Origin of the sequence: Pseudodonghicola xiamenensis DSM 18339 (assembly GCF_000429365.1) — a bacterium.
Lineage (GTDB): Bacteria > Pseudomonadota > Alphaproteobacteria > Rhodobacterales > Rhodobacteraceae > Pseudodonghicola > Pseudodonghicola xiamenensis.
Window position 1 is genome coordinate 221,943 of record NZ_AUBS01000001.1, and the last position, 17,839, is coordinate 239,781.

Below are 17,839 nucleotides of genomic sequence, written 5' to 3' on the forward strand. Positions count from 1 at the left end.
TAGGGGATTCCCGTAAACGCCGTTACGTGGTTGGGGGAGGCATGGCGATGGGAGGCCCGGCTTCAGCCTAGACGCGGAAAAATCCATATTTTACAAGAAGGTGTTGGGGATGTCGGTCGGACGGCGGGTTTCCGCGCAGCTTATGCGGGATAGATCAGTCCGAGGCCGATTGCACGACCGACAGCCTGCGCAGTGGTCAGCGCGCTAAGCTTTTCTCGACCCGATCGCAGGTGCACTTCAACGGTGCGGTGAGAGATCGACAGGATATCTCCGATGTCCTGCTGGCTTTTGCCCGCAGCGGTCCACTGCAGGATCTGCAGCTCGCGGCTGGAGAGGGTGGGGCGACGCAGCGCCGAATGCAGTACGCCCGAGCGCATGACATTGTCGTGCATGTGAACGGCCGCGAACTGCAGTTCACCGATGACCTCGCGCTTGAGCTTTTTCCAATCGGTTTCTGAGCAATCGCGGGTAACGCTGAGCAGCCCGCATTCGCCATAGGGGCCGCGTACCGGGACGGTCAGGCCGCGATTGGTGATGCCGAAGTCGCGGGCATCATAAAAGACGGCGCGAAACTTCTCATCATCGGCAAAGCGGCTCCAGTCCACGGGGGCGATGCTGCGCACGCTTTGATAGATGGTTGGGTCGAAGCGGTGCATCCCCTGTTTCATATAGTGGAATTTCCACTGCTCGGGGTAATTGGCATAGCCCTGCACATCGCCGGTAATGGGATGGGTCGTGGCGTAAGAGGCGTAATCGAATTCCAGCTTGTCGCAGAGCTCGTCCAGGAAGGCGGTGAAATTATCCTCCGCCTCGGGAACGGCGCTCAGATCGATCAGATCCAATTCGATGACTCCTTGTTCCGGGCCCCCGTGCCCCGGATGGGGGAGGGCTTAGCTGGCCAGCCCCATATTCTTCTGCTTTGGGTTAACAACAAGTGACTGCATGAAGCTCAGAACAGCATTTCGTTGCGGCCCGGGCAATTTTCTGAACAATTCCATCATCAGGATGGCGTCGTGGTCGGACAGAAACTCCAGGTGATCGACGGCATCGTCGGTGTCGATGCTGCCGTCTTCGGCGGGGCGAATGCCTTCGAAGAAATAAAGCACGTCAACACCGAGCTTTTCAGCCACCGCCCAGAGCCGGGAGGCGCTGACCCGGTTGGCGCCGGTTTCATATTTCTGAATTTGCTGGAATTTTACCCCGATGGCGTCGCCCAGCTCTGTCTGGCTGATGCCGAGAGCATAGCGACGGGCGCGAATGCGCTGTCCGACGAGAACATCAATCTTGTTCATACTTATCACCTGCAGTTTGCGATTGGCATGGGCGCGATCAGCAGCACTAAATAACATTTTCCCCCACGTCTTCAGCCGGTAGGAGCCGGCAAGACGCGCATTATCTTGCCGCAAGGCAAGCGTTAAAACAATTGAAATCGCCTTAGAGTTGTTCTCTTTCTCGTGTTCTGGGGCTGTCGCATGACGACAGGGAAGGGGGGCGGCGTCAGATCAGCCCGGTTTCCTGCAGCAGTCCGCGTCGCTTGGCCTCGTAATAATAGCCGCGGGCATACCAGCTGACGGCCCTGTCATAGCTGCCGTCGGACACCAGCCAGGCGCCGCGCAGGTATTTGACGGCATATTTCAGGTTGGTATCGGCATCGAGAAGCTGCCTGTCGCGACCGCGAAAGCCCATGCCGCGCGCGGTCCGGGGATGGATTTGCATCAGCCCGTAATAGGGACCGTTGCGCGCCTCAGGGCGGTGGGTGCTTTCGCGAATGACGACGCGCTGAACCAGAGGGCGGGGAACATCGTAATGATCGGCCCATTTGTTGATCAGCCGGCGCAGCTCGGGTGTTTCGTTCGGATAGAGCGGCGGGTCGGCGGGGTCGTTGCGGCTGGAGCGGTGCAGGCGCGGACCGCAGGCGGCGGCCAGAAGCGGCGAGGCAAGCAGTAGAAGAGCACGGCGGCGGCTGGGACTGTGTGGCATGAGACCATCCGGAGTGATGAGCGTCCCGCGATTATAGCGGAAAGCCGCGTTCACAAGAAGGTGCGCCGCTATCTGGCCGGTATCGTGGGCGGCGGATTGCCTGATGAGATGCCCGCGGTGCGGTGACCGGTGCCAGAACCGGCCACGAAAAAGGCCACGCGAGCGATCGCGTGGCCTTGGTGTTCCTGTGATCCGGAGCGGATCAGGACGCGCTGTCTTCCGCCGCCGGAGCGGGGGCTTCGTCGTCGTCCGAGGCTGCGCCGCCGATATCGTCGAACAGTTCCGAGATCTCGAACTCGGCTTGCGCCTCTTCTTCGGCCGCCAGTTCCTGGATCGACTTGCCCGACGCTTGCAGCTCGGCCTCTTCGGGCGAGCGGGCGACGTTGACGGTGATCACGACGTCGACTTCGGGGTGCAGGGTCACATGCACGGCATGCAGACCCAGTTCCTTGATCGGGGTCGGGATGACGACTTGCTTGCGGTCGATGGTGAAACCGGCTTCGGTGGCGACCTCAGCGGCGTCGCGCGGGGTGACCGAACCGTAGAGGTTGCCGCCATCGGAGGCGGAGCGAATCACCACGAATTGCTGACCGTCCAGCTTTTCGGCCAGAGCCTCGGCTTCTTTCTTGGTCTCGAGGTTGCGTGCCTCGAGCTGGGCCTTTTGCACTTCGAAAGCCGCGATATTGGCTTCCGATGCGGTCAGGGCCTTTTTCTGCGGCAGCAGATAGTTGCGGGCGTAGCCGGACTTGACGTCGACCACATCGCCCATCTGACCCAGTTTGGCCACACGTTCCAGAAGGATAACTTGCATCTGCCTATCTCCTTACTTCACGGCGTAGGGCAGCAGGGCGAGGAAGCGGGCGCGCTTGATAGCGCGGGCCAGTTCACGCTGCTTCTTGGCCGAAACGGCGGTGATACGCGACGGCACGATCTTGCCGCGTTCGCTGATGTAGCGCTGCAGCAGCTTGGTGTCTTTATAGTCGATCTTGGGTGCATTGTCGCCCGAGAAGGGGCAGACCTTGCGGCGGCGGAAAAACGGTTTTGCAGCCATGTCTTAGCGTCCTTTCTTCAAGCGTTGATCAGCGGCGTTCGCGGCGGTTGTCCCGCTCGTCACGCTTTTGCATCTGGATCGAGGGGCCTTCTTCGTGGGCGTCGACCTTGATGGTCAGGACGCGCATCACGTCGTCATGCAGACGCATCAGGCGCTCCATCTCCTGAACTGCGGCGGCGGGCGCATCGCTTTTCAGGAAGGAATAGTGGCCCTTGCGGTTCTTGTTGATCTTGTAGGCCATCGTCTTGACGCCCCAGTACTCGCTGTCGACGATCTTGCCGCCGTTATCAGCCAGAATGGCGCCGAAATGTTCGATGAGGCCTTCAGCCTGCGCGTTGGAAAGATCCTGACGCGCGATCATGACATGCTCGTAGAGGGGCATGTAGACTCCTGTTTCTGTCAAGGCGCATTTCATAGGTGGGGCCCGATCCTTCCGCGGCCCCGCCACGAGAGACTGCGCGGTTATCGAATGATGCGAAAGGATGGCCCCGTATACAGGTTTTCCGGGGCGGGGCAACCCCCAGGGGCCGGATGGTCTGAACTGTTCGGCGCGGGTGATGAAGCGCCGCGCTGAAACGGTTTCGGGCGGACCTGGGCCCGGTGGCGGCTTGCCCGGCGAATGCCCGGGGGAGGCCGCATTAATGCCCTTTTTCAGAGCAGACTGGTGGATGTGGCGCAAGTGCTGCGAGATCGTCCGTCATCGCGGGCGGAAGGACCGGAGAGGGGCGGATCATGCCGAATAGCCGAATTGCAGGACGCTGGCCGATGTCTCCGGTGGTCCGGAGTCGGGCGCTTGCTGTCGCCTTCTGGCCCTGGCCTGTGCTGGCGGCGGCGCTGTTTCGCGGTCTTGGCAGCCTCATGGTGGTGACCGCTGCGGCGATGTGGTTCCTGCCGGGAAGCCAGACCGAGGCCGATCTCGTGATTATGAAGCTGGGGGTGTCGTTGTTCTTCCTGCTGTCGGGACTGACGGTGATGATGATCTATGACGCGGTGCCGCGTCCGACCGTCTGGTTCGATCCGGTCCGTCGCGAGGTTCGGGTGCTGGCGCCGGGCGCCGGGGGGCGGCCGATGACGGTGTCGCGGCGCAGCTATGAAAGCCTGGGGCGGGTGCGCTTCGATCGTCGTAGTGTTGCGCTTTACGATATGGACGGGCGGCTGCTGCTGAGAGTGGGGCTTAGGGATGTTGGCCAGCGTGCGGCATTGCGCGCGCAACTTTCGAGACTTGTGAATATTTGCAACTGACATTTCGGCGATTGTTCGCCAAATCACAGATCCTGTTGGATTTTGTGACCTTGCCTTGACGCGTGGGGACGTCATGTTGGGGGCCATGTGAAATCGCACATCCAATGGAGATGCTGAAGATGAAAACCCCCCTTCTGGCCGCCGCCTTCGCGACCCTTGCTGCCACCGCCGCCTTCGCGGCCCCTGAGAAATATGTGCTTGATTCGAGCCACAGCCAGATCGTGTTCCATTACAACCACCTTGGCTTTTCGACCGGCTACGGCATGTTCTCGGGCTTCGAGGGCACCATCATGTTCGATCAGGACGAGCCCGCCAACTCGAGCGTCGAAGTGTCGATGCCGGTCAGCTCGATGATCACCGGCTGGGAACCGCGCTATGAACATTTCATGTCGGCGGACTTCTTCGGTGCCAGCGAGGACAAGACCGTTACCTTCAAGTCCACCGGCATCGAGGTGACCGGCGAGAAAGAAGCGCTGATCACCGGCGATCTGACCCTGAACGGCGTTACCAAATCGGTGGTTCTGGACGCGGTGCTGACCCAGGCCGGCGAACATCCGATGGCGAACAAGCCCTGGGCCGGGTTCACCGCCACCACCACGCTGATCCGCAGCGATTATAACCTGGGCATGTTCGCGCCCTATGTGAGCGACGAGGTGGAAGTGAACATCTCGATCGAAGCGATGAAGGCAGAAGACTGATCTGACCTGATCCGTTTCGGAACGACCTTCGGAAGCGACAGACCGCCGGTCCCCTTGGGGCCGGCGGTTTCTGTTTCGGGGCTGGGATGGGGAGACTGTCCGGGCGATGGCGATGTTTGTCGCGGCGCAGAGGGGGCGCTGCCCCCAACGGCCTCTGGCCGTTTCCCCCGGGATATTTGTATCCAGGTCGAAGGCGGGCGCGTTGATTTGGGGGGTGCTGGCGAGGGGGAGTTGCCCGCCGCCGGGCCCTGGGCTGCGGAGACATCAATCCACGTCCCGAGACGGGAGGATGCGAGGAGGAGGGCGGCCACGCAATTGCGCGCAGTTTGCCGTATTGCGTTGCGATCTTGCGAAGATGTTTGAACGTTTTGAAGACGCGCGCGATAGGGCGCCGCGTCAACCATGCGTTCCCCTTTGCGGCCCGGCTGTGTCGGGGCATGCCATGAGCTGCTAAGAGCTCAGGGATGGCGCGCGCATCGTGATCACGGTCGGCCACCGCCCCGTCGGGCGCGGGGTGGGCGGTGAGGAGAGCGCCGAGGGCAGCCTTGTCGGAGGTCTGGCCTGGCGACCGCGTGATCGCCGCAGGCAGGCCACTGATCGATCATCGTGTTGATCCTGGCGCCCAGTCCGCCGAGAGAACGCGCCTCGCGGCAGATTATTCGGGGGGAGGCGCCCGCAAGCCGAGGGATGGCGGGATCTTTCTCTGCTTTGCGCCCATGACCATCATGCTGATGGGCGCGGATGATCGGGTTATCGGCGATCTGCAGGTTGTCCGGGGTTTTCCGCGAGGGAGCAAAGATCTGCACCGGGACATCGGCCTTGATCCAAGGGGCGATTGTGGGGGGCGTCGTGCGCAGGCCGGTCGCGCCAGGGGACGCCGGTTCTCAACTCTTGGAAAATGCCATTGAGGCCTTGCGGGCCATGCCGCCTGGTTTGGTGGCTTGGTGGGGGTGGTTTATCCCGCTCCTGAGGTCGTTCAAAACAAGACGGGCCATGCCCGCCTTCGTTGTGGAGCGAGGGGCCGCCTCTCCGGGGATGCCCGTTCATGGGGGCATGTCCTGGTGCTGAGGCCGCCGCATAGGTTTGCGACGGCCTCAGGGGGATCAGTGGTCGCGCGTGGCGGTCAGGTCGACATCGACTTTTACGTTGAAGCCCAGCGAACTTTCGTTGGCCATGTTGGAGCCGATGCCGAAGGCCATGCGGTCCAGCGTGGTCGAGCCCTTCATCGTCGCGCTGTCGCCGTCGAGCGTCAGGCTAAAGGGGAGGCTGATGTCGACGGTGGCACCTTTGAGGCTGAGCGGTCCGGTGGCGATATAGCCGTCGGCAGTTTTCTCGATCTTGCCGGAGAAGGCCGCAGTCGGAAACTTCTCGGCGTCGAAGAAATCGGTGCCCATGGCCTGCGAGGTCACCGAGCCGAGGGTGAGCGAGCCGATGGCGATCTGTACGTCGACCGTGCCGGCAGGGCCAGGGGCGGCGGGATCGTCGAAGGTGATCGCCGCGGTCCAGTCAGCGAAGCTGCCCTCGATCGGCTTGCCCATCTGCTGGACGGTGATGGCGAGCGTGCCGTTTTCGACCTGCCAATCGGAGGCGACTTCGGCCAGTTTGGTGGCTTGCGGCGTGCCCTCGGGCGGGGTCAGCATGCCGGTGGCCGCACCACTGCCGAGGGCGAAGATCCAGATGGCGAGGGCCAGAACGGCGGGCAGCAACCCGTGGTGGCTCGCGGGCGGCTGCGGGCCTTCACCACAACCGGGCAGCATCCGTTGCAGGGTGAAGTCGCGGTCGATGACGAAGTGTTTCAGGGCACCGCCGATATGGGCGGCCAATGAGCCGACCAGCACCCACATGAGGATGACATGCAGCCCTCCGGCAACATAGGAGACTGCATCGCTCTTGGGGACGAAGGGTAGCGACTGGCCGAAGGGCCAGAGGATCGGAGCAAAGCCGCTGTGGGCGGCGTGGTCGATCCAGCCGGTCAGAGGCACCAGCACCAACGAGCCATAGAGCAGCCAATGGGCGATTTCGGCCGCCGTCGCCTCGAGCCGGTTCTCGGCGTTCAGCAGGCCTGGTTTTTTCTGGGTCAGCGCCCAGAGAATGCGGAGCAGCGCCACGAAGAAGATGGAGACGCCGATGGTCTTGTGCAGCGAAAACACCAGCGCCGCGCGGGCAACGTCGGCATCGGTGGCGGTATAGGCCGGATCGCGGATTTGTTCGGACAGTTCCGAGGCGAACCAGCCGAGTGGTAGGACGCTCAGGATCAGCAGGGCAGTGAGCCAGTGAAAGGTTTTGGTCACGCCACCGTAACTGCGTGGGGTATTGGCGAGGGTCATGAATGCTCTCCTAGCAATTTGTTGCAAGGTAGTATGGGCTTAAGGGATTCGGGCAATGCCCCGGTTAGCACAATCGGGGCGCGCCATTGCACAGAGCTGGCGCGCAGTCTATTTCGAATGCGAATTAATCAGGAGGATCGGCATGAACCGTGCATTCGTTTTCCCCGGGCAGGGGGCGCAGACCATCGGCATGGGGCAGGCGCTGGCTGCGGCCTATCCGGCTGCCAAGGCCGTGTTTGATGAGGTGGATGAGGCCCTGGGCGAAAGCCTGAGCAGCCTGATCTGGGAGGGTGATATCGAAACCCTGACCCTGACCCAGAATGCCCAGCCGGCTCTGATGGCGACTTCGCTGGCGGCGATGCGCGCGCTCGAGGCCGAGGGGATCACGATCGCGTTAGCGGCCTTTGTGGCGGGGCATTCCTTGGGCGAATATTCGGCATTGGCCGCTGCCGGGGCGATTTCGGTCGCGGATACGGCCCGGCTGCTGCGCACCCGTGGTCAGGCGATGCAAAGCGCGGTGCCAGTCGGCGAGGGGGCGATGGCGGCGATCCTGGGGCTCGATCTGGAGGCGGTGCGCGCCGTGGCCGAAGAGGCTGCCCAGGGCGAGGTTTGCCAGGCGGCGAACGACAATGATCCGACGCAGGTCGTGGTGTCGGGTGCCAAGGCGGCGGTGGAACGTGCTGCGGTTATCGCCAAGGAGAAGGGCGCCAAACGGGCGATCATGCTGCCGGTGAGCGCCCCGTTCCATTGCGCCCTGATGCAGCCTGCCGCGGATGTGATGGCCGAGGCGTTGGCCGGGGTCGAGATCGCTGCGCCGGCGGTGCCGCTGATCGCCAATGTGCGCGCCGAGGCGGTGAGTGATCCCGATCTGATCCGGGCGCTGCTGGTCGAGCAGGTGACCGGCTCGGTCCGCTGGCGTGAGAGCGTGCAGTACATGGCTGCCCAAGGGGTGACCGAGGCCTGGGAAATCGGTGCCGGCAAGGCATTGTCCGGCATGATCCGCAAGATCGACCGGGAGATCGCCTGCAAGGCAGTGGGCACGCCGGAGGATGTGAAGGCCGTGGTGGAGAGCCTGGGCTGACCATTCGCGGTTAAGCGCCGAGATTTTTCAAAAAATCTTGGCAAAAGTTTTTGAAAACTTTTGCGCCGCCGGGGGCGGCTGGGAGAGATGAGATGTTCGATTTGATGGGGAAAACGGCGCTGATTACGGGCGCTTCGGGCGGTATCGGCGGGGCGATTGCCAAGGCGCTGCATGGCGCGGGCGCTACCGTGGCGCTGTCCGGCACGCGCGAGGCGCCGTTGCAGGAACTGGCCGCCGAACTGGGCGAACGTACCTTTGTGCTGCCTTGTAACCTGAGCGATGCAGCCGAGGTCGAGGCGCTGCCGAAGCGCGCCGCCGAGGCGATGGGCAGCGTCGACATCCTGGTCAACAACGCCGGGATCACCCGTGACAATCTGTTCATGCGGATGTCCGATGACGAATGGCAATCGGTGCTGGACGTCAACCTGACCGCGGCGATGAAGCTGAGCAAGGGCGTGATGCGCGGCATGATGAAGGCGCGTTGGGGGCGGATCGTGAATATCTCCTCGATCGTCGGGGCCACCGGCAATCCGGGGCAGGCCAATTATGCAGCCGCCAAGGCGGGGCTGATCGGCATGTCGAAATCGTTGGCCTATGAGGTCGCCAGCCGGGGAATCACCGTCAATGCGGTGGCGCCGGGCTTCATCGCTACTCCGATGACCGACAAGCTGACTGACGATCAGAAAGCCAAGATCGACGCGCAGATTCCCGCCGGCCGGATGGGCCAACCCGAGGAAATCGCGGCGGCGGTTCTGTACCTTGCCAGCCCAGAAGCGGGCTATGTCACCGGTGCGACCTTGCATGTGAACGGCGGAATGGCCATGCTTTAAGGGACGGTGCGGCGGGGAAGCGAAAGCGTTTGCCTCTGCGCCGGACTGTGCTATAGGCGGCGAATATTTGGGGCGGTTCCCGTGTCGCGGGCGACCGTCCGTCCATATCCCGGCCCACCGGGATCGAGCCGCCCGACCGGGCATATATCGACAGCCATCCCGACCGGGTAAGGGCGAAACTGGGGCGCAAAGCCCCGATGGAATGAGGAAGAGACATGAGCGACGTCGCAGATCGCGTGAAGAAGATCGTTGTTGAGCATCTGGGTGTTGAAGAGGACAAAGTGACCGAGAACGCGTCGTTCATCGACGATCTGGGCGCTGACAGCCTTGACACCGTTGAGCTGGTGATGGCCTTCGAAGAAGAGTTCGGCATTGAAATCCCGGACGATGCGGCCGAAACCATCCAGACCTTCGGCGACGCGGTGAAATTCATCACCGAAGCCTCCTGATCTGACCTCGGATCACTGGAATTCGAAAGGCGCTTTCCCATAGGGGGAGGCGCCTTTTTCCTGTTTGATCATTGCTTTTCCTGGCAGTGGGCTCTTGTCCGGCGTTCCCTGCGGGCATCTTTTCGGCGTTGCGGCAGGAAAGGATAAGAGGTGATGGCGCAGCTGGGGGATATGTTCGGCGCGGCGAGGTTTCGTGGTCTCCGTGGGGGCCGGCGGCGGAACTCGAGGCACTGGAGGCCGATATCGTGATCTTGGGAGCCGATTGTGCCACGCCTTCCCCCCTCGATTGGTGCTTGTTGTGCTGGTGGAGCCGCGACGATCCGGGCCGGGGCTGCAGCCTATTCCGGCGATCCGGGCAAGGTGAGCTTTGATCTTCTGGGGCCGGTCCTGCCCGAAGGGGTGCGGGTGGTCGACGCTGGCGAACTGGCGGTCGATCCCGACGGGTAGTGCGGGCAACCGGGCTGCCATTGCCGTGGTGACGCGGCAGATTCTCGCCGCCGGGGCAGAGCTGGTGCTGCTGGGCGGTGATGATTCCCTGACAGTCCCGCTGATCGAGGAGCTTGGCGATGGGGGGCGAGCCTTTGACCATTGTGCAGATCGACGCCCCTGTCGACTGGCGCGAGTCGGTCGAGGGGGAACTGCAGGGGGCGCGACTGGGGGCATCTGATCGCGGCGCATCAGTTCGGCGATCCGCAGGCGGTGGTCGATTTGATCCCCAAGGGCGCGCGGGGGGGGCGATCTGCCTTGATTGCGATGCACTTGATCCCTTGATCATGGCGGTGGTGATCGCACCGATGGCTGGCGGCTTGAGCTATGGCCAGGGGCTGGGGTTGATCCGGGCGGTGGCGGCGCGGGGGCAGATCGTTTCCTTTGAGATGCTGGAGTTCACGGCCGCGCGCGATCGCGACGGCGAAGGCGCCCGCACGGCGGCGCAGCTTCTGACCTAGGTCCCGGGGGTGATCGGCGGGTGACGATAGGGGATTGGGCGATTATGCCGTTTCTCTTGCCCCCGGGGGCGAGGGCGGGGTAAGAGCGGTTCTCAAACGAATTGAGGCAAGAGGGCTGTAGATGCGCAGAGTCGTTGTAACCGGGCTGGGATTGGTGACTCCGCTGGCCTGCGGGGTCGAGGAAACCTGGACCCGGCTGCTGGCAGGACAATCCGGCGCGGGTCCGATCACGCGGTTCGATGCGAAGGCGAGCGGCGTGAGCACCACCTATGCCTGCGAGGTTCCGCTGGGCGATGGAACGGACGGCACCTTCAATGCCGACGACTGGATGTTGCCGAAGGAACGGCGCAAGGTGGATGACTTCATCCTTTATGGTGTCGCAGCGGCCGATATGGCGGTGCGCGATGCCGGCTGGATGCCGGAAGATGAGGAAAGCCGCGAGCGCACCGGTGTGATGATCGGGTCGGGGATCGGCGGGTTGAATTCGATCGCGGAAACCGCGGTGCTGATCAAGGAACGCGGCCCCCGCCGGGTGTCGCCCTTCTTTATTCCAGGCGCGCTGATCAACTTGATTTCCGGGCAGGTCAGTATCCGTTTCGGCTTCAAGGGGCCGAACCACGCGGTGGTGACTGCCTGTTCGACCGGGGCGCATGCCATCGGCGACGCCACCCGTCTGATCAAATACGGCGACGCCGACGTGATGATCGCCGGCGGCGCCGAGGCCGCGATCAGCGAGATCGGGATTGCCGGGTTCAACGCCTGCAAGGCGCTGTCGACAAAGTACGGCGACAACCCGCAGGCGGCCAGCCGCCCCTATGACGCCGATCGCGATGGCTTTGTGATGGGCGAGGGCGCCGGTATCGTGGTGCTTGAAGAATATGAACATGCCAAGGCCCGTGGCGCCAAGATCTATGCCGAGGTGCTGGGCTATGGGCTGTCGGGCGACGCCTATCACATTACTGCTCCGGCGGAGGATGGCGATGGCGCCGAACGGTCGATGCGGGCGGCGCTGAAGCACGCCGGGCTGGAGCCGGGCGATGTCGATTACATCAATGCGCATGGCACCTCGACCATGGCCGATACCATCGAGCTGGGCGCGGTCGAGCGGCTGCTGGGCAATGCGGCCGCCAAGGTCACCATGTCGTCGACCAAGTCGATGACCGGGCATCTTCTGGGGGCTGCGGGTGCGATCGAGGCGATCTTCTCGATCCTGGCGATCCGCGATCAGGTGGCGCCGCCGACCATCAACCTGGACAATCCGGCGGTGGATACGCCGGTCGATCTGGCGCCGAACCAGAAGCGTGAACGCGAGATCAATATCGCGCTGTCGAACAGCTTCGGGTTCGGCGGCACCAACGCGAGTGTGCTGTTCGGAAAGATCGACTGACATGTGGCGCAGCCTGGCTTCTAATATGTTGACGGTTCTGGCCGTCGCGCTGTTCCTTCTGGGGGGGCTGATCCTCTGGGGGCAGAGGGAATATGTTGCCCAGGGGCCGCAGGATCACGCGGTTTGCGTGCGGGTCCCGGGGGGCGCGACCATGGGGCGGATCAGTCAGGAGCTGGAGGAGCAGGGCACCATCAGCAGCGGCACGATCTTCCGGCTGGGCGCGCAATATACCGAGAAGAGCAGCCAGTTGAAGGCGGGCAACTTCCTGGTGCCGGCGCATGCCTCGATGGAGGAGATCGTCGACGCGGTCACCCGGGGCGGGGCCAGCACCTGCGGCGCCGAGGTGGTTTATCGCATCGGGGTGACGCGCAGCCGCGCCGAATTGCGCGAGTTGGACCCCGAGACCATGGCCGAGGTGGAACTGGCGAAGTTCGATCTGGGCAGCGCCGAGGTGCCGGAAATCTTTTCGCAGAAGGCTGCGGCGCCCGATACCGCCTTCCGTATCGCGGTGGCCGAAGGGGTGACCAACTGGCAGGTGGTCGAGGCGCTGAAGGCGATCGACATCCTGAGCGGGGCGGTGACCGATGTGCCTGCTGAGGGCATGCTGGCACCGCACAGCTATGAGATCACCCGCGGCACCGAGCGCGAGGCGCTGCTGGGCCAGATGCAGGCGCTGCAGCAACAGCGGATCGACGAGGCCTGGGCCAAACGTCAGGAAGGGCTGCCCTTCGACACGCCGGAACAGATGCTGGTGCTGGCCTCGATCATCGAGAAGGAGACCGGTATCCCCGATGAGCGCGGCGCGGTCGCCAGCGTTTTCGTCAACCGGTTGAAATCGGGCATGCGGTTGCAGACCGATCCGACGGTGATCTATGGGATTACCAAGGGCGAAGGGGTTTTGGGGCGCGGTTTGCGGCAGAGCGAACTTCGTCGTGTAACGCCTTGGAATACATACGTGATCGAAGGCCTGCCCCCGACGCCTATCGCCAATCCCGGGCTGGCCAGCCTGGAGGCGGCGGTGAACCCGGATCAGACCGACTATGTGTTCTTCGTGGCCGACGGGACCGGTGGCCATCTGTTTTCCTCGACCTTGGCCGAGCACAATCGGAATGTCGCCAAATGGCGCCAGATCGAGGCTGAACGGGCGAAACAGAACGACTGATCCTGCAGCTCCGATTGGGTTCCAATCAGGAAATTGTTAAGAGGACCGTGCGGTTAGCCGCCGGTCCTCATTTCGTTCCGGCTTGACTTTGCGTGCGGTTTCTCCTATAGGTTGTGTCATGCTAGAGGAATTGGACATCGGCCGCGGGGGTTCCCGCCGGCCGTTTTTTCGTTCTCTCGTGCGGAGATCACGCAGGCATGAGGTCAATGGACACAGATGATCCTGATTACCCCGGAGGAGCGGGTTTCGAAGACTGCTGATCTGCTGCGCTCGCTCGAACAATCGGTGCAAGAGCTGCGGCAGGTGGCGGAAGGCCTGAAGGCGAATATCGAGGCCGGGGAGCACACAGATGTCGCCGCACGCACGCGCGAATTGGAACAGGCGGGGCGCCTGATCCGGTCCTGTCAGAAAGTGGAGGAATGTTTTGTCGAACAGCAACAACGCCAAACCGGTATCGCTCAGGGCGGATATGCGCTCGACCTCGATGCCGCCAGACTTGAGATCGGGTGCCGTCTGGCTCGCCTCCGCGCCTGCTGCGATCCGTGAGCAGTTCCTGGAGGAAATCGGTGAGGGAGGGCTTTGTGCCCTCCCTTTTTTGTTCGAGTTCTGGGCCTTGCCGCATCAGCTCCCGCCCGGGGGGGACTGGCGCGCCTGGGTGATCATGGGCGGGCGCGGGGCCGGAAAGACCCGGGCCGGTGCCGAATGGGTGCGCGCGCAGGTCGAGGGCGCGCGGCCGCTGGACAAGGGGCGGTGCCGGAGGCTGGCGCTCTTGGGCGAGACCTATGATCAGGTGCGCGACGTGATGATCAAGGGCGACAGCGGCATTCTGGCCTGTTCGCCGTCGGATCGGCGGCCGGTCTGGAAGGCGTCGGAACGGCGGCTGATCTGGCCCAACGGTGCCGAGGCGCAGGCGTTTTCGGCGCAGGACCCCGACGGGCTGCGCGGTCCGCAATTCGATGCCGCCTGGGCTGACGAACTGGCGAAGTGGCCGAAGGCGGAGGAGCCTTGGGACATGCTGCAATTCGCGCTGCGGCTGGGGGACGATCCGCGCGTCTGCGTCACCACCACACCGAGGAACGTCACGGCGCTGAAATCGCTGCTCGCCGCGTCCTCGACCGTGGTGACCCAGGCCCCGACCGAGGCGAACCGGGCCAATCTGGCAGCCTCGTTCCTGGCCGAGGTGCGGGCGCGCTATGCCGGCACGCGGCTGGGGCGGCAGGAGCTGGACGGGGTGCTGCTGGAGGATGCGGAAGGCGCACTTTGGACCTCAGGCATGCTCGAGGGCGCGCGGGTCGACAAGGTGCCGGCGCTGGATCGGGTGGTGGTGGCGCTGGATCCGGCAGTGACGGGTGGGGCCGCGGCGGACGCCTGTGGTATCGTGGTGGTCGGTGCGCAATTGCAGGGGCCGCCGCAGGACTGGCGCGCCTATGTGCTGGCGGATCGGACGGTGCGCGGCGTCGGTCCGGCGGATTGGGCGCGGGCCGCCATCCGCGCGATGGAGGAGTTCGGCGCCGAACGGCTGGTGGCCGAGGTCAATCAGGGCGGCCAACTGGTCGAGGAAGTGCTGCGCCAGGTCGACCCGCTGGTGCCGTTTCGTGCGGTGCGAGCGAGCCGGGGCAAGGTGGCGCGGGCAGAGCCGGTGGCGGCGCTCTACGAACAGGGGCGGGTGATGCATCTGCGCGGGCTGGTGGCACTGGAGGAGCAGATGTGCCGGATGACCCAGCGCGGATACGACGGGCCGGGATCTCCCGATCGTGTGGATGCGCTGGTCTGGGCGTTGCATGATCTGATGGTTGCCCCGGCGTCGCGGTGGCGACGGCCCCGGCTCAGGGTCTTGTGACGGGCGGGCGGCTTCTGGTGGTTAGCGCATCCAGAAGCCGTTTGCCTTGATCCTGTTGCGGATCGCCTGTTCCTTGCGGGGCAGGTTGTCCTGCTCGAACAGCGCACGGACCTTCTGACCTCGCCCCTGATAGATCAGCCGTTTGATCGGCTCATATTGCTTGAGCACCTTCTTGATCCTGTTGGGGGCTGTCACCTGGTCGAGCACCTCGATCACCCGGTCGCTTTCGCGCGCATAAAGCAGCGGGAACATGCGATAATGGCAGCTCACCTCACCATCCAAAAGCCCTTCGGGCAGCGCATCGCGCCCCCCGCCGAAGGAATGGATCACCAAGGGCAGCGCCACCTGGTCGAGCCAGGGATCGAGGCTCTGGCCCACCAGTTCGCGCGGCGGGTTGTCGCGGATCGACAGCGTATAATCGGTGAACCGGTCGCCGAAGAGCTTCGGGCAGCGATAGAAGAACCAGCCAGCGTTGAAATAAAGATAGCGTTGCCAATATTCGTCCGGTTGGCTCAGGTCGAGGCTGCTGTCGAAATCCAGCCCGAAACGGTCATAGAGGGATTTCCAGATCGCGCCGAAGCCCGGGCCGTATAGCGTCGGTTCTGGCCAGGTTCCTTCGCGCCTGAGCGAGGCGCCGGGATAGGAGAAGTCGAAGGGCACGCGCATCAGATCGCCGGTGATCAGCGTATCACTGTCGAAAAAGACGAAAGGCTCTCCTTCGGGCAGGAGTGCGAGTGCTTCGATCTTGTTGCCCTGAGGGTAGCTTTCGCCAAAATGACGGCTGTCGAAGGGCAGCACCTCGGCCCCGAGTTCCCCCAGCGCGGAGAGCACCTCGGCGTTGCGGATTGTCGGGTCGCCCGACCATAGCGGTCCGGGTTGTGGCACGGCGACGATCAGCCGACCGGGAAAACCCGGGCTCATCGCGCGCAGCGAGGCGGCGAAAAGCAGTGCCTCGTATTGTAGCCGGCCAGATTGGCCGATGATCAGAATATTGAAGCTTTGGCTCGACACTGGTTCTTTCGCCATAATTTTCCTGCCGCTCCGGTATTTTCATGGCACCTGTCTTTGCGGTCAGTATAGGGGGGGTGGCCTGCGCTCAAAAGACCGCAATTGCATTGTTTCCGAGATCGGGCTTGCGGGGATGGGGCCATGTTCGCCATCACGACAGCAACGTCAGCCCGAATTCCATCATCCGGGATGATGTGGCCCAGGTGGGGAATGTCCTTGTCGCTTTGTCGGTGGCTTCGTGGTGCCGGTCCTGTTCGGTGACCGGATCACCGGTCGCGCCGGCTTTCGGCAAACGGATCGGCTGATGTCCTGTCAGAGCTTTCACGCGGCCCCTGGACCGGGACAGGCGTTGTCGGCGGCTGCCCGTTTTCGCGGCATGTCTGCCGGGACGGTGCATTTTCTTGTGTCGAGCTAAATTTTACCAATTGATAAAAAATGTGGCTGTGGCAGTCTGACCCAAAAGATCAAAACAAAGATCAGAACAGGGAGACACCCAATGGCGAACGGCCATCAGGCATCCGGGGTTGCGGCGCATCGCTTGCCGCCCGAAGAGATTGCCACCAACTTCACCGATCTGCATGCCCCGCTGGCCCCGCATGAGGCGGCGGTCGCGGCGGACCGCTGCTATTTTTGCTATGACGCGCCCTGCATGACAGCGTGTCCCACGAGCATCGACATCCCGATGTTCATCCGGGAGATCCAGACCGGCCACCCCGAGGCCGCGGCGCGCACGATCCTGGCCCAGAACATACTGGGCGGCATGTGTGCTCGGGTCTGCCCGACCGAGACGCTGTGCGAAGAGGCCTGTGTGCGCGAGACGGCGGAGGGCAGCCCGGTCGAGATCGGCCGGCTGCAACGTTATGCAACCGACCGGCTTATGGCCTCGGGCGTGCATCCCTTCACCCGCGCCGACGCCACCGGCAAGACCGTGGCGGTGGTGGGGGCGGGGCCCGCGGGGCTGGCCTGTGCGCATCGCCTGGCCATGCTGGGCCATGACGTCACCCTGTTCGATGCCAAGCCTAAGGCGGGCGGGCTGAACGAATACGGTATCGCCGCCTACAAGAGCACCGATGATTTTGCCGCGCAGGAGGTGGAGTGGCTGTTGAAGATCGGCGGGATCACCGTCGAGACCGGCAAGGCGCTGGGGGCGGGGCTGACGCTCGATGCGCTCAAGGCCGATTACGATGCCGTCTTCCTCGGCATCGGTCTGGCCGGGGTGAATGCCCTGTGTCTGGCGGGCGAAGACATGGAAGGGGTGCGGGACGCGGTGGAATTCATCGCCGATCTGCGCCAGGCGGGGGATCGGTCTGCCATCGCGGTAGGGCGCAACGTGGTTGTCATCGGTGGTGGTATGACGGCGGTGGATGCTGCCGTTCAGGCCAAGCTGCTGGGCGCCGAAACGGTTACCATCGCCTATCGTCGCGACCGCGAGGCAATGCCGGCCAGCCGCTATGAGCAGGACCTGGCGGCCTCGAAAGGGGTCAGGCTGATGTTCAACGTCATGCCCCGGGCGCTGATCGGTGAGGCCGAGGTCGAAGGCGTGATGCTGGAATATACCGATGTGGTCGACGGGTGTGTCTCGGGCACCGGCGAAACTCTGCCGTTGCACGCCGATCAGGTGTTCAAGGCGATTGGCCAGACCCTTCTTGGCGCGCCGGAGGGGCTGGAGATCGCAGGCGGAAAGATTGCGGTGGACGCGCAGGGGCGGACCAGCGTCGCGGGCATCTGGGCCGGCGGCGACTGCGCCAGCGGCGGCGAGGATCTGACCGTGACCGCGGTTGCCGAGGGGCGGGATGCGGCGATGAATATCCATGAAGAGCTGACATCGTGCTAGGAT

General features: G+C 63.5%; 21 protein-coding genes. 12 read left to right on the forward strand and 9 right to left on the reverse strand.

Features of this window, described 5'->3' with window-relative positions:
* Positions 1–140 precede the first annotated feature (140 nt).
* The 6 genes from G455_RS0101060 to rpsF form a co-directional block, all read right to left on the reverse strand.
* Positions 141–842: an autoinducer binding domain-containing protein gene (locus G455_RS0101060; protein ID WP_028091977.1), complete on the reverse strand. Its 702-nt coding sequence runs from the start codon at positions 840–842 to the stop codon at positions 141–143.
* Between the two features lie 48 nt (positions 843–890).
* Positions 891–1,292 (reverse strand): helix-turn-helix domain-containing protein, encoded by a 402-nt coding sequence (locus G455_RS23030; RefSeq protein WP_051312085.1) that lies wholly within the window; start codon positions 1,290–1,292, stop codon positions 891–893.
* Positions 1,293–1,497: 205 nt separating this feature from the next.
* Positions 1,498–1,980, reverse strand: coding sequence for a transglycosylase SLT domain-containing protein (locus G455_RS0101070; protein ID WP_028091978.1), 483 nt, complete (start codon positions 1,978–1,980; stop codon positions 1,498–1,500).
* Positions 1,981–2,182: 202 nt separating this feature from the next.
* Entirely contained in the window at positions 2,183–2,791 is a 609-nt protein-coding gene (gene rplI, locus G455_RS0101075; RefSeq protein ID WP_028091979.1) for a 50S ribosomal protein L9, read from the reverse strand.
* 12 nt (positions 2,792–2,803) lie between these two features.
* Complete coding sequence (gene rpsR / locus G455_RS0101080; protein ID WP_008328567.1) at positions 2,804–3,031, reverse strand: 30S ribosomal protein S18; 228 nt, start codon at positions 3,029–3,031, stop codon at positions 2,804–2,806.
* Positions 3,032–3,059: 28 nt separating this feature from the next.
* Entirely contained in the window at positions 3,060–3,413 is a 354-nt protein-coding gene (gene rpsF / locus G455_RS0101085; RefSeq protein ID WP_028091980.1) for a 30S ribosomal protein S6, read from the reverse strand.
* A 383-nt stretch (positions 3,414–3,796) separates the two neighbouring features.
* On the opposite strand from rpsF, the gene G455_RS23035 reads away from it, so the two are divergent.
* Both G455_RS23035 and G455_RS0101095 read left to right on the forward strand, forming a co-directional pair.
* A complete protein-coding gene (locus tag G455_RS23035) occupies positions 3,797–4,273 on the forward strand; it encodes a hypothetical protein (protein ID WP_051312086.1) in 477 nt (158 codons plus the stop codon).
* Between the two features lie 119 nt (positions 4,274–4,392).
* A complete protein-coding gene (locus tag G455_RS0101095; protein WP_028091981.1) occupies positions 4,393–4,971 on the forward strand; it encodes a YceI family protein in 579 nt (192 codons plus the stop codon).
* Positions 4,972–6,074: 1,103 nt separating this feature from the next.
* On the opposite strand, the gene G455_RS0101105 is transcribed toward G455_RS0101095, so the two are convergent.
* Complete coding sequence (locus tag G455_RS0101105; protein ID WP_028091983.1) at positions 6,075–7,298, reverse strand: cytochrome b/b6 domain-containing protein; 1,224 nt, start codon at positions 7,296–7,298, stop codon at positions 6,075–6,077.
* Between the two features lie 142 nt (positions 7,299–7,440).
* Here G455_RS0101105 and fabD point away from each other — a divergent pair, with 142 nt between their 5' ends.
* The 9 genes from fabD to G455_RS0101150 all read left to right on the forward strand — a co-directional run bounded on the left by fabD (position 7,441) and on the right by G455_RS0101150 (position 14,994).
* On the forward strand, positions 7,441–8,379 hold the full coding sequence (gene fabD / locus G455_RS0101110) for an ACP S-malonyltransferase (RefSeq protein ID WP_028091984.1): 939 nt from the start codon (positions 7,441–7,443) through the stop codon (positions 8,377–8,379).
* Between the two features lie 92 nt (positions 8,380–8,471).
* Positions 8,472–9,209 carry a 3-oxoacyl-ACP reductase FabG gene (gene fabG, locus G455_RS0101115; protein ID WP_028091985.1) on the forward strand — a complete coding sequence of 246 codons (738 nt, stop codon included), beginning with the start codon at positions 8,472–8,474 and terminating at the stop codon, positions 9,207–9,209.
* A 215-nt stretch (positions 9,210–9,424) separates the two neighbouring features.
* A complete protein-coding gene (locus G455_RS0101120; protein ID WP_028091986.1) occupies positions 9,425–9,658 on the forward strand; it encodes an acyl carrier protein in 234 nt (77 codons plus the stop codon).
* Positions 9,659–9,922: 264 nt separating this feature from the next.
* Positions 9,923–10,105, forward strand: coding sequence for a hypothetical protein (locus G455_RS26310; RefSeq protein WP_154664313.1), 183 nt, complete (start codon positions 9,923–9,925; stop codon positions 10,103–10,105).
* A 119-nt stretch (positions 10,106–10,224) separates the two neighbouring features.
* Complete coding sequence (locus G455_RS0101130; protein WP_028091987.1) at positions 10,225–10,605, forward strand: arginase family protein; 381 nt, start codon at positions 10,225–10,227, stop codon at positions 10,603–10,605.
* Positions 10,606–10,726: 121 nt separating this feature from the next.
* The gene (gene fabF / locus G455_RS0101135) at positions 10,727–11,992 is read left to right on the forward strand and encodes a beta-ketoacyl-ACP synthase II (RefSeq protein ID WP_028091988.1); all 1,266 of its coding nucleotides are present in this window, start codon (positions 10,727–10,729) and stop codon (positions 11,990–11,992) included.
* A gap of 1 nt (position 11,993) precedes the next feature.
* The gene (gene mltG / locus G455_RS0101140; RefSeq protein WP_028091989.1) at positions 11,994–13,154 is read left to right on the forward strand and encodes an endolytic transglycosylase MltG; all 1,161 of its coding nucleotides are present in this window, start codon (positions 11,994–11,996) and stop codon (positions 13,152–13,154) included.
* A gap of 216 nt (positions 13,155–13,370) precedes the next feature.
* Positions 13,371–13,700 (forward strand): hypothetical protein, encoded by a 330-nt coding sequence (locus G455_RS0101145; RefSeq protein ID WP_028091990.1) that lies wholly within the window; start codon positions 13,371–13,373, stop codon positions 13,698–13,700.
* Complete coding sequence (locus tag G455_RS0101150) at positions 13,624–14,994, forward strand: DNA-packaging protein (RefSeq protein WP_084436970.1); 1,371 nt, start codon at positions 13,624–13,626, stop codon at positions 14,992–14,994. Before G455_RS0101145 ends, G455_RS0101150 begins: the two co-directional genes overlap by 77 nt.
* Positions 14,995–15,015: 21 nt before the next feature.
* On the opposite strand, the gene G455_RS0101155 is transcribed toward G455_RS0101150, so the two are convergent.
* Positions 15,016–16,020 (reverse strand): hypothetical protein, encoded by a 1,005-nt coding sequence (locus G455_RS0101155; protein ID WP_229861699.1) that lies wholly within the window; start codon positions 16,018–16,020, stop codon positions 15,016–15,018.
* A gap of 133 nt (positions 16,021–16,153) precedes the next feature.
* A complete protein-coding gene (locus tag G455_RS26315) occupies positions 16,154–16,327 on the reverse strand; it encodes a hypothetical protein (RefSeq protein WP_154664314.1) in 174 nt (57 codons plus the stop codon).
* A 171-nt stretch (positions 16,328–16,498) separates the two neighbouring features.
* Between G455_RS26315 and G455_RS0101165 the strand changes: the two genes are divergently transcribed.
* Positions 16,499–17,836, forward strand: coding sequence for an NAD(P)-dependent oxidoreductase (locus G455_RS0101165; protein WP_028091993.1), 1,338 nt, complete (start codon positions 16,499–16,501; stop codon positions 17,834–17,836).
* Positions 17,837–17,839 lie beyond the last annotated feature (3 nt).

Bases quoted from the DNA above. Each gene is read 5' to 3' on its own strand.
- G455_RS23030 (WP_051312085.1), bottom strand. From the start codon at position 1,292: ATGAACAAGATTGATGTTCTCGTCGGACAGCGCATTCGCGCCCGTCGC.
- G455_RS0101070 (WP_028091978.1), bottom strand. From the start codon at position 1,980: ATGCCACACAGTCCCAGCCGCCGCCGTGCTCTTCTACTGCTTGCCTCG.
- rplI (WP_028091979.1), bottom strand. From the start codon at position 2,791: ATGCAAGTTATCCTTCTGGAACGTGTGGCCAAACTGGGTCAGATGGGC.
- rpsR (WP_008328567.1), bottom strand. From the start codon at position 3,031: ATGGCTGCAAAACCGTTTTTCCGCCGCCGCAAGGTCTGCCCCTTCTCG.
- rpsF (WP_028091980.1), bottom strand. From the start codon at position 3,413: ATGCCCCTCTACGAGCATGTCATGATCGCGCGTCAGGATCTTTCCAAC.
- G455_RS23035 (WP_051312086.1), top strand. From the start codon at position 3,797: ATGTCTCCGGTGGTCCGGAGTCGGGCGCTTGCTGTCGCCTTCTGGCCC.
- G455_RS0101095 (WP_028091981.1), top strand. From the start codon at position 4,393: ATGAAAACCCCCCTTCTGGCCGCCGCCTTCGCGACCCTTGCTGCCACC.
- G455_RS0101105 (WP_028091983.1), bottom strand. From the start codon at position 7,298: ATGACCCTCGCCAATACCCCACGCAGTTACGGTGGCGTGACCAAAACC.
- fabD (WP_028091984.1), top strand. From the start codon at position 7,441: ATGAACCGTGCATTCGTTTTCCCCGGGCAGGGGGCGCAGACCATCGGC.
- fabG (WP_028091985.1), top strand. From the start codon at position 8,472: ATGTTCGATTTGATGGGGAAAACGGCGCTGATTACGGGCGCTTCGGGC.
- G455_RS0101120 (WP_028091986.1), top strand. From the start codon at position 9,425: ATGAGCGACGTCGCAGATCGCGTGAAGAAGATCGTTGTTGAGCATCTG.
- G455_RS0101130 (WP_028091987.1), top strand. From the start codon at position 10,225: ATGGGGGGCGAGCCTTTGACCATTGTGCAGATCGACGCCCCTGTCGAC.
- fabF (WP_028091988.1), top strand. From the start codon at position 10,727: ATGCGCAGAGTCGTTGTAACCGGGCTGGGATTGGTGACTCCGCTGGCC.
- mltG (WP_028091989.1), top strand. From the start codon at position 11,994: ATGTGGCGCAGCCTGGCTTCTAATATGTTGACGGTTCTGGCCGTCGCG.
- G455_RS0101145 (WP_028091990.1), top strand. From the start codon at position 13,371: ATGATCCTGATTACCCCGGAGGAGCGGGTTTCGAAGACTGCTGATCTG.
- G455_RS0101150 (WP_084436970.1), top strand. From the start codon at position 13,624: ATGCGCTCGACCTCGATGCCGCCAGACTTGAGATCGGGTGCCGTCTGG.
- G455_RS0101155 (WP_229861699.1), bottom strand. From the start codon at position 16,020: ATGGCGAAAGAACCAGTGTCGAGCCAAAGCTTCAATATTCTGATCATC.
- G455_RS0101165 (WP_028091993.1), top strand. From the start codon at position 16,499: ATGGCGAACGGCCATCAGGCATCCGGGGTTGCGGCGCATCGCTTGCCG.